8 protein-coding genes are annotated in these 8,905 nt (G+C 74.4%); 3 read left to right on the top strand and 5 right to left on the bottom strand.

Annotated features, from left to right (window positions below):
- Nucleotides 1-91 precede the first annotated feature (91 nt).
- Together ACFWPT_RS36565 and ACFWPT_RS36560 are read right to left on the bottom strand one after the other, a co-directional pair.
- Nucleotides 92-793, bottom strand: coding sequence for an alpha/beta hydrolase (locus tag ACFWPT_RS36565; protein WP_380487103.1), 702 nt, complete (start codon nucleotides 791-793; stop codon nucleotides 92-94).
- A 191-nt stretch (nucleotides 794-984) separates the two neighbouring features.
- A complete protein-coding gene (locus ACFWPT_RS36560; RefSeq protein WP_380370755.1) occupies nucleotides 985-2,442 on the bottom strand; it encodes a protein kinase in 1,458 nt (485 codons plus the stop codon).
- 171 nt (nucleotides 2,443-2,613) lie between these two features.
- Here ACFWPT_RS36560 and ACFWPT_RS36555 point away from each other — a divergent pair, with 171 nt between their 5' ends.
- Together ACFWPT_RS36555 and ACFWPT_RS36550 are read left to right on the top strand one after the other, a co-directional pair.
- On the top strand, nucleotides 2,614-4,128 hold the full coding sequence (locus ACFWPT_RS36555; RefSeq protein WP_380370752.1) for a PQQ-binding-like beta-propeller repeat protein: 1,515 nt from the start codon (nucleotides 2,614-2,616) through the stop codon (nucleotides 4,126-4,128).
- Between the two features lie 147 nt (nucleotides 4,129-4,275).
- Complete coding sequence (locus ACFWPT_RS36550) at nucleotides 4,276-5,085, top strand: alpha/beta fold hydrolase (RefSeq protein WP_380487101.1); 810 nt, start codon at nucleotides 4,276-4,278, stop codon at nucleotides 5,083-5,085.
- 123 nt (nucleotides 5,086-5,208) lie between these two features.
- Here ACFWPT_RS36550 and ACFWPT_RS36545 read toward each other — a convergent pair whose 3' ends face one another.
- Nucleotides 5,209-5,811 (bottom strand): hypothetical protein, encoded by a 603-nt coding sequence (locus ACFWPT_RS36545; protein WP_380487099.1) that lies wholly within the window; start codon nucleotides 5,809-5,811, stop codon nucleotides 5,209-5,211.
- Nucleotides 5,808-6,950: a serine hydrolase domain-containing protein gene (locus ACFWPT_RS36540; RefSeq protein ID WP_380487107.1), complete on the bottom strand. Its 1,143-nt coding sequence runs from the start codon at nucleotides 6,948-6,950 to the stop codon at nucleotides 5,808-5,810. Before ACFWPT_RS36540 ends, ACFWPT_RS36545 begins: the two co-directional genes overlap by 4 nt.
- A 274-nt stretch (nucleotides 6,951-7,224) precedes the next feature.
- Between ACFWPT_RS36540 and ACFWPT_RS36535 the strand changes: the two genes are divergently transcribed.
- Nucleotides 7,225-7,656, top strand: a complete 432-nt coding sequence (locus ACFWPT_RS36535) for a transposase (RefSeq protein WP_380487097.1) — start codon at nucleotides 7,225-7,227, stop codon at nucleotides 7,654-7,656.
- Here the strand turns inward: ACFWPT_RS36535 and ACFWPT_RS36530 are convergent.
- Complete coding sequence (locus ACFWPT_RS36530) at nucleotides 7,619-8,824, bottom strand: cytochrome P450 (RefSeq protein WP_380487095.1); 1,206 nt, start codon at nucleotides 8,822-8,824, stop codon at nucleotides 7,619-7,621. The two genes, ACFWPT_RS36535 and ACFWPT_RS36530, sit on opposite strands and share 38 nt — an antisense overlap.
- Nucleotides 8,825-8,905: the final 81 nt, after the last annotated feature.

Genomic DNA, 8,905 nt, shown 5'->3' with positions numbered 1-8,905 from the left:
AACGCGCCCAACACCACAACTGGCCACCACCACAACCGGCAACAGTCACCGTCACCCAGCACGACACAACCTAAAGTCACTGGCATTGGACCTAGGCGCGCCGGGTGGGCAGGCGGGTGCAGACGGTGCCGGAGGCGAGCGGGGCCGGTTCGGCCTTGAGGGTGTCGAGGGTGAAGTCCGTGGTGAGGGCGCTGATGTCGGCGGTCTGCCGGATGAGGTAGTGGTTGGCGCCGGGGGCTTCGTAGCGGGCGAGGTCGGGGACGACCGGGCGGGCCCGCAGGGCGTATTCGAGGGACTGGTTGGCGTTGGCGGCGCTGTGGTCGCCGGTGCCGTGGACGATCAGGACGCGCCGGCCGGCGAGGTGGTCGACGGGGTCGCCGCTGGGCAGCCAGGGCGCGATGCCGGCGACGCCGACGACGCTCGGGTGCCCGGCGCACCAGAAGGCGGCGCGCCCGCCGAGGGAGTTGCCGATGAGGACGACGGGTACGTCGCCGTAGCGGCGGGCGAGTTCGTCGAGGGCCCAGCGGGTGTCGACGGCGGTGTCGGCGTCGGTGCCGTTCCAGCCGCTGTAGCGGTAGCGCAGCAGGTGGACGGCGAGGCCGTGCGGGCGGCCGCGGTCGGCGAGTTCGGCGGTGAGGCGGCGCAGGCCCAGTTCGGCGACCTTCAGCGGTCCGCGCCGGCTGCGCAGGAACCCGCCGGGCAGCAGCAGGGCGACGGCTTCGACCCGCCCCGTCCCGTCGTCGCCGAGTCGTGGGGTCAGTTGTGCGGTGCGCGGCCGCTGCGCCTGGAACACGCGAAATCCTTCCCTGGTGTCTACCTGCGGATTCTACGGTTCCGCGGTCGGGTCGCGGTGCGTGAGCAGGGGCCGCAGGGTCCAGCCGGTGGCGCGGGGGTGGGGCCCGCGTGGACTGGGCCTGGCGGGCCGACTCGCCTCCGGGTACGAGGCGTTGGGGCGAGGCGTCGGGGCGGGGCGTCGGGGTGAGGTCAGGAGGGGCGGCCCGGCTGGTCGCCGCCGCCGGTGGAGCGGCTCCGGCCGGAGAGCAGGTCCTGCATGCTCGGGAGCTTCCGGCGCTGCGAGCCGGTCTGCGCGCCGCTCTGGGAGCCGGTTTGCGTGCCGGCCGGCGGGGCGATCGAGCGGCGGGGTTCGGTGGCCGGGCCGAGGCCGGCCTTGGCGGCCGCGTCGGCGAGGAAGTCGGAGGCCTGGCGGCGGGCGTTGTCGACCGTGCGGCGCAGGCTCTCGGCGTCGTTGCGCAGTTTGTCGGTCTGCCGGCGCAGCAGGTCGGTGCGCTGTTCGGCCTCGGTGAGCTGCTTGAGGCTGGCGGCCGCTCGGGCGGCGGCTTCCCGTTCGAGCTCCTCGCCGCGTTGCTGGGCGTCGGTGACGATCTGTTGCGCCCGGGCCTCGGCGTGGGCCCGCTGGTCGGCGAGGTCCTGGTCGAGCTGGCGGCGCCGCTGGGCGATGCTGGTCTCGAACTGCAGCGCGACCTGGGCGGCCTGGTCGCGGGTGTGCTGGAACAGCGCGTCCGCCTCCCGCCGGCGGGCGAGGACGTACGGGTCCTCCTCGGCGGCGGGGACGTCCCGGACGGTGGCGTGGTAGCCGGCCGGGGGCTGTTCGGCCTGCTCGGCGAGGTGGAGCAGGCGTTCGGCGACCTGGTCGGCGTGCGGCGGCCGCCGGTCGGGGTCCTTGGCGAGCAGTTCGAGGACGAGGGTGTCGACGTCGGCGGGCAGGCCGGGCCGCAGGGTGCCGGGGGCGGCGGGGTGGACCTCGCCGTGCTGGCGGATGAGTTCGTAGAGGGTGCCGCGGAACGGCGTGCGGCCGGTGAGGAGTTCGTACAGGAGGCAGCCGAAGGCGTAGAGGTCGGAGCGGGCGTCGAGGCCGCGGCTGTCGAAGCGTTCGGGGGCCATGTAGGCGGGGGTGCCGACGATGACGTTGGTGCTGGTGATGCCGTCGTCGGCGGTGCCGACCCGGGCGATGCCGAAGTCGACGACCTTGACTTCGCCGGAGGACTGGATCATCACGTTGGCCGGTTTGACGTCCCGGTGGACGACGCCGGCCCGGTGGGCGGTGGCGAGGGCCTGGGAGATCTGGACGGCCCAGGTGAGGGCCTGGCGCAGGGGCAGCGGCCCGTCGCCGAGGTGGCGGCTGAGGGGGGCGCCGTCGAGCAGTTCCATGACCAGGAAGTAGAACGGCCGGCCGGCCTCGTCGTGTTGGCCGAAGTCGTGCACGGTGACGATGGACGGGTGGTTGAGCGCGCCGGCGGTGGCCACCTCGCGGACGAACCGGGCCGCGTCCTTGGGGGTGTTGTTGCTGCCCGGGAGCATCACCTTGACGGCGACGAGCCGTTGGATCCGCGCGTCGCGGGCCTTCCAGACCGCGCCGAAGGCGCCCTCGCCGATCTGCTCGACCAGCTCGTACCGCCCGTCGAGTACGTCGCCCGGCTGCATCCCCGCCCCTTTCGTGCCCCGGTGCCGCGCCCCGGCCCCCGGGCCAACCTACCGTCCGTCGGTGGGGCCGGGAGTTTTCCGTTGTCTTTGTTCAGGATCCAGCGAGGCTCTGCGATCATCCGATGATCGTCGCTCATGCGGTGGGCGGCGCTTGACGGGGGAGTGACCGACATGGCCGAGGGGCCCGTGGACAGTGCCGCCGGGGCCGGGTGGGCCCGCAGGTCCGTCCGCCTCGCCAGGGGCGGGTTCGCGATGGACAAGGAGGCCTGGATGGTGGTCTCCGGCGGGGTGCTGGGGGCCATGTTCGCGAGCATGGGCCTGGCCGTGCTGATCGGGCCGTCCCAGGGGTACGGCGGCGAGAGCCTCGACTTCATGGGCATCGTCAGCATCCTCGGCCTGATGCCCTGCGGGGCCGGCCTGCTGTGGGCGCTGCTCCACCCCCGGCGCGGCTTCCCCGCGGTCGCCGTCGGGATCCTGTTCGGGCTCGCCGTGTTCGTCTCCTTCGCCGGGACCGGCCTCAACGACGCCTGGGAGGCGCCGCTGGACCGGCCGTCGTCGATCCGCGCCGTCGGCAGCTGGACCAGCGGGGACGTGGTGGTGCGGGTCCGGCCCGACCAGGTGGTGGCCTACCGCGGCGCCACCGGGCAGGTCGCGTGGCGGTGGACGCCGCCGGGCGAGGACTCCGTCTGCGCCATGAGCCGCGGGACGGGCCACGGCCTCGGACTGCTCGGCCACTCCCCGCACGACCGGCCGTGCGCGGCGGTGACTGCGCTCAACCTCGCCAACGGCACGGCCGCCTGGACCGCCGCGGCGGACGCGCCCGGCCGCGTCGGGGACACGGCGGCGCCCGATCTGCTCGCCGTCGCCGGGGACGAGGCCGTCCTCCAGGAGCGGACCGGCTGGCGCGCGGTGCACCTGGCCGACGGGCGCGCTTCCTGGCGCGGCGACGCGGACGCCGGCTGCGCGCCGTTGCAGGTGGCGGGCGGGGCGGCGGAGGTGGTGACGGTCGCGCAGTGCGGCGACGCCGCGCCGGTGCTGCGGTCGCTGGCCCCGGCGGACGGGCAGGAGCGGACCCGGGTCGCCCTGCCGGTCACGGGCGGGCTGAAGGACGTCGCGGTGGTCTCCACCGAGCCCCTCGCGGTCTGGGTCGACGCGCAGGGCGAGCGCGGGACGCACGCCGTTCTCAGCTTCGACGGGGCGGGGCGGCAGCGGGCGTCGATCCCGGTCGCGGGGGACGAGTACGACCTCGACGTCATGCTGGGCGGTGCCCACGCCTACGACGCGTTCGCCGCCCGTCCGCTGTTCGGCGGGGTGGTCGTCGGCGACCAGCTGATCGTCCCCGGCGAGAAGCCGGACGACGTCCGGATCAGCGGGGGGAAGAACCCCAGCCGCATCGCCACCGGGCGCCTGGTCGCCTACTCGCTCGCCGACGGCGGGAAGCGCTGGACGGCCGGGCTGGACGACCAGGTGACGGGGCTGCTGGTGGACGGCGCGTCGGTGTGGGCGCTGACCCGGGACAAGCTGACCCGGGTCGACGCCGCGACCGGGCGGAAGAGCAGTGAACTGGACGTCAACGACTCGAAGTCCGTCCACCCGGTGGACCTGTCGGTCTCCGGGCCCGGCCGGTTCACGGTGGTGGCGGAGGACGGCACGCGGGACGAGCCGCCGGCCCGGGGCATGGGCTGAGCCGGTCCGGGGTCTGAGCCGAGCCCTTCCGGAGCCCTTGGCCGCCCGCTGTTCGTCACGCTCGGTGACGGACTCGGCCCGGGGGTGCCGCCCCGAGCGGCTGTGTCAGGCTGGTGGGGGAGCACCGCCGAGATCGGGAGGCTCGTGATGGCCGAGATCAGGGTGAACGGGGTGTCGCTGCACTACGAGGCCCGTGGCGAGGGGCCCGGCGTCGTCCTGGTGCACGGCTCGTGGAGCGACGCCGACAGCTGGGCGCGCGTGATTCCGGGCCTGGCCGAGTCGACCACCGTCGTCGCCTACGACCGGCGGGGCCACAGCCGCAGTGAGGACCCGCTCACCCAGGGTTCGGTCTACGAGGACGCGGCCGACCTGGCCGGGCTGATCGAGGGGCTCGGACTCGCGCCGGCGTTCGTCTGCGGGAACTCGTACGGTTCGCTGATCACGCTGCGGCTCGCCGCCGCCCGGCCCGACCTGCTGCGGGGGATCGCCGTGCACGAGCCGCCCGGCGCCGGCATCCTGCTCGCCGACCCCGAGCTGCGGCCGGTCGCCACCGCGCTCGCCGACCGGATCACCGCTGTTCGGGAGCTGCTGGAGCAGGCCGAGTCGGCCGCGGCGGCGGAGCTGTTCGTGGAGACGGTCACCTTCGGGCCGGGGGCCTGGGCGCAGCTGCCCGCGCCGGTGCGGCACACGTACGTGCGCAACGCGCCGACCTACCTGGACGAGCTGCGGGACCCGGACGCACTGGACCTCGACCTGACCGCGCTGGCCCGCTTCACGGAACCGGCCCTGCTCACGCAGAGTGACAACAGTCCGCCGATGTACGGCGAGGTGCTGGACATCATCGACCTCACCCTGGCGAAGGTGGAACGGCACCTGTACCCCGGTGCCGGCCACGCACCGCACCTGTCGCAGCCGGAGGAGTGGGTGCGGGTGGTGCTGCCGCGCGCCCTGGCGTGAGCCCCCGCTCCGGGGGTGCGCCCACTTCGGGGGCGCGCCCGGCCCGTTGCGCGCGGGGGCGCAACGAGCTGAGCGCAGCGGGCCGAGCGCAGCGGGTCGAGCGCAACAGGCCGGCCGTACGCGTCAGTTGGGCGATTCGCCCCAGCCGTCGTCCGGGAGGGTGCGGTCCGGCTCGGGGCAGTCGGTGTGGTCGTAGCCCCACAGCAGGGCCTTGTTCAGCAGCCAGTCCTCGGGCGGCGGCGCGTCATGGCCCTCGCGGTCCGCGTGGCCGTCGCGGGCCTGGTGGCCGTCGCGGTCGGTGAGGACGAATGCCACCCGGACCTCCTCGGCCACCGCCACCTCCAGGGTGCGCTGGTCGGGGACGTTCTCGTACGTCACGGTCTCCCAGCGGCAGCCGGCGGCGGTCAGCGCGGCGATCAGGGCCGACTCGGTGACGTGCGTGTCGAGTGTCAGCAACCCGCCGCCGGCCAGCGGGAGTTCGAGTTCGCCGTGCCACACGGGCAGGGACAGCGACTGGAGCCGGCGGCAGCGGCAGAACACCGTCTGCACGTCGCCCCAGCTGAAGCCGTGCGGCCAGCGGGACTCGCGGTGGATCCGCCCGCCGTCCCAGGGGTCGCCGTAGTGGGCGGCGAGTTCGGGCAGCGAGGCGTTGTAGCGCAGCCCGTCCGGGCCGTCCAGGCCGCCGGTGGCCGCCAGCGCGGTGAGTCGCGCGAGGAAGTCCGTCACCCCAGGCACCCGCGCACCGCCTCGATCAGCCGGTTGGCGCGGGCGTCGCCGTGGCCGATCATCCGGTTGGCGACGTAGCCGAAGCCGACGCCGAACTCGTCGTCCCCGAAGGCGAACTGGCCGCCCGCGCCGTCGTTGCCGAAGCTGCGCTCGCCCAGCAGCGGGCGGAAGGCGGGGGAGTCGAGCAGCAGGCCGGAACCCCAGCGGGCGCCCATGTCGAAGCCCAGGAAGCCCGCGCCGGAGGAGACTTCGCGCACCGCGTCGGTGACGGTCTCGTGCGAGAGCAGGCGCGGGCCGCCGTCCAGGCCGGTGGCGGCCGCCGCGTACAGCCCCGCCAGCCCGGTGGCGGAGGCGACCGCGCCCGCGCCGGGCAGCTCGATCGCGTGCAGGGCCGGGTCGTTCCAGCCGTGCGGCACGTCCAGGCCGGGGAAGACCAGGGCGCCGTTCATCGTCACGATCCGGGTCAGCAGGTGCTCCGGGCCGGGCATCGGGCGGCGGCCCTCCGCCTCCACCAGCCGGGCCAGGCGCGGGAGTTCGCTCTCCGGCAGGCCGATCCAGACCGGCAGGCCGAGCGGCTCGGCGATCTCCTTGCGGAGGAACTCGCCAGGGGTTAGCCCGGTGATCCGGCGGATCACCTCGCCGACCGCGAAGCCCAGGACGTGGCCGTGGTACTCGTAGGCGGTGCCGGGCTCCCAGAGCGGCTCCTGCTCCTCGATCGCGCGGACGACGGGAGCCCAGGCGGCGATCTCCTCGAAGGAGAGCGCCGCGTTCAGGGCCGGGATGCCCGCGCGGTGGCCGAGGATCATGCGGGTGGTGATGTCCTGCTTGCCGTGGCGGGCGAACTCGGGCCAGTAGCGGGCGATCGGCGCGTCGAGGTCGAGGCGGCCCTGCTGGGCGAGCAGGTGGGTGCTGATGCTCACCGCGCCCTTGGCACAGGAGAAGACCGGGACGACGGTGTCCTGCGTCCAGGCCCGGCCGGTGCGGTCGTCGGCCGTCCCGCCCCACAATGCGACCACCTTGCGGCCGCCGGCGAACACCGTGACGGCGGCGCCGAGTTCGGGGAACTCGGCGAAGTTGCGGGCGAAGACGTCCGCCACGGCGCCGAACCGTTCGTCGGCCCAGCCCTGGTACTGCTGCATGGTGTCCAGCCCCGTCCTCTGGTCCTCGTGGGGTCGCTGCCCCAAGATCGTCGACCGGACCACGGTACGGCGTCGGGCCGCTCGGCACGACCCGTTTCCCGACCATCGGTCGGGGCGGCCCTCGTCGGGCGGGGAGCCGTCGTCGGGCATGAGGGTAGACGACTGGGGAGAGGGCTCGGAGTGGATCGTGAAGCACTGGACGCGCTGACCGCGCTGTGGTCCCAGCGGTGGCCTCAAAGGGGGCTGGGCCCGGGGAACACCAGGGCGAGACGCCGTGGCAGAGCCTCGTCGCCCGCCTGGTGAAGGTGGTGGTGGAGGCGAGGGCCTCGGCCGCTCGCGGGGCGGGTTCACCAGCAGGGTCCACCTGAGCGCGGACGGCCGGTGCCGCCCGCTGTCCCTGGTCGTCACGCCGGGGCAGCGGGCGGACTGCACGCAGTTCGAGCCGGTACTGGAGAAGATCCGTGTCCCGTGGACAGGGCCGGGCAGGCCCCGGAAGACGCCCGACAGCGTGGCCGCCGACAAGGCCTACAGCAACGGCCCGTGCCGCGCCTACCTGCGCAGGCGCGGCATCCGGCACACGATCCCGGAGAAGGCGGACGGTCAGGCCGCCCGCCTGCGCAAAGGCTCACGCGGCGGGTGCCCGGTGAGAGTTCTCCATCGGGCCCCGCTCACCAGGTCACGGGCAGTGACCGCATCCCGTAGATGAACGACTCGGTACGGAACTCGCGCTCGCCGGCCAGCCGCAGCCCCGGCAGCCGGCGGAACAGCGTCTCCAGGGCGATCTGGAGTTCGGCGCGGGCCAGCGGCTGGCCCAGGCACTGGTGCACGCCGAAGCCGAACGCCAGCTGCCGCCGGGCGTCCCGGTACAGGTCCAGCTCGTCCGTCGCCCGATGGCCGGCGCCGCCGAACACCGCCTCGTCCCGGTTGGCGGTGGAGAGCATCGCCATCACGCCCTCCCCGGCCCGGACGGTGACGCCGCCCAGCTCCACGTCCTCCAGCGCCACCCGGGGCAGGCCGGTGTGCACGATGGTCAGCAGCCGCAACAGCTCCTCCACCGCGCCCGGCAGGGTGGCCGGGTCGGCCAGGCCGGGGATCTGCTCGGGGTGCTCCAGCAGCAGCGCGGTCGACAGCGCGATCATGTTCGCGGTCGTCTCGTGCCCGGCGACCAGCAGCAGCACGCTCATGGCGGCCGCGTCGTCCGGGGTCAGGTCGTCCCGCGCCGCGAGTCGGCTGAGGACGTCGTCCTGCGGCTGTGCGCGCTTGCGGGCCGTCAGGTCGCGCAGGTAGTGCAGGATTTCCTCCTGGGCCTCCCGGAGCTGCTCCACGGTGCTCTCCTGGCTGAGCATCGTGCGGCTCAGGTTCTGGAAGCGGTCGTGGTCCTCGTACGGCACGCCGAGCAGCAGGCAGATCACCAGCGAGGGCACCGGCAGCGCGAAGTCGGTGACCAGGTCGGCCGTGGTCCGGCCCGCGGTCATCCGGTCCAGTGCCTCGTCCACGATCAGCTGGATCTCCGGGCGCAGCGCCTCCACCCGCTTGACCAGGAATTCCCCGGTGAGCATGCGGCGCTGGCGGGCGTGCTCGGGGTCGTCGAGCCGCAGGAAGTCCGGATTGTCGGTGATCAGCTCGCGAGCGCCGGCGACCAGCAGCGGGAAGGACGGGTGGCGTATGTCGGCACTGAACCGGCGGTCGGACAGCACGGTGCGGACCTCGGCGAAGCCGGTGACCAGCCAGCAGAGGTCGCCGTCGGGCAGCTCGGCCCTGGTCACCGGCCCGGTGGCGGCGGCCTCGGGGTACGCGGGCGGCGGGCCGAAGGGGCAGCCGCCGGAGTGCCGGGCCGGCAGTGGGAGGACGGGGGTGGTGGGTGCGGTGGTCAAGGCGGGGGTCTCCTCACGTCGCGGGTGTTCTCGTGGGGTTCGGGGCCCGGGAAGGTTCCCGGCGGCCTGCGGGGCCGGCGG

The organism is Kitasatospora sp. NPDC058478 (genome assembly GCF_042720345.1).
GTDB lineage: Bacteria > Actinomycetota > Actinomycetes > Streptomycetales > Streptomycetaceae > Kitasatospora.
The sequence above is the reverse complement of the archived record's forward strand: the minus strand, read 5'-3'. Positions and strand labels throughout refer to the sequence as shown.

Bases quoted from the DNA above. Each gene is read 5' to 3' on its own strand.
- ACFWPT_RS36560 (WP_380370755.1), bottom strand. From the start codon at position 2,442: ATGCAGCCGGGCGACGTACTCGACGGGCGGTACGAGCTGGTCGAGCAG.
- ACFWPT_RS36555 (WP_380370752.1), top strand. From the start codon at position 2,614: ATGGCCGAGGGGCCCGTGGACAGTGCCGCCGGGGCCGGGTGGGCCCGC.
- ACFWPT_RS36550 (WP_380487101.1), top strand. From the start codon at position 4,276: ATGGCCGAGATCAGGGTGAACGGGGTGTCGCTGCACTACGAGGCCCGT.
- ACFWPT_RS36540 (WP_380487107.1), bottom strand. From the start codon at position 6,950: ATGCAGCAGTACCAGGGCTGGGCCGACGAACGGTTCGGCGCCGTGGCG.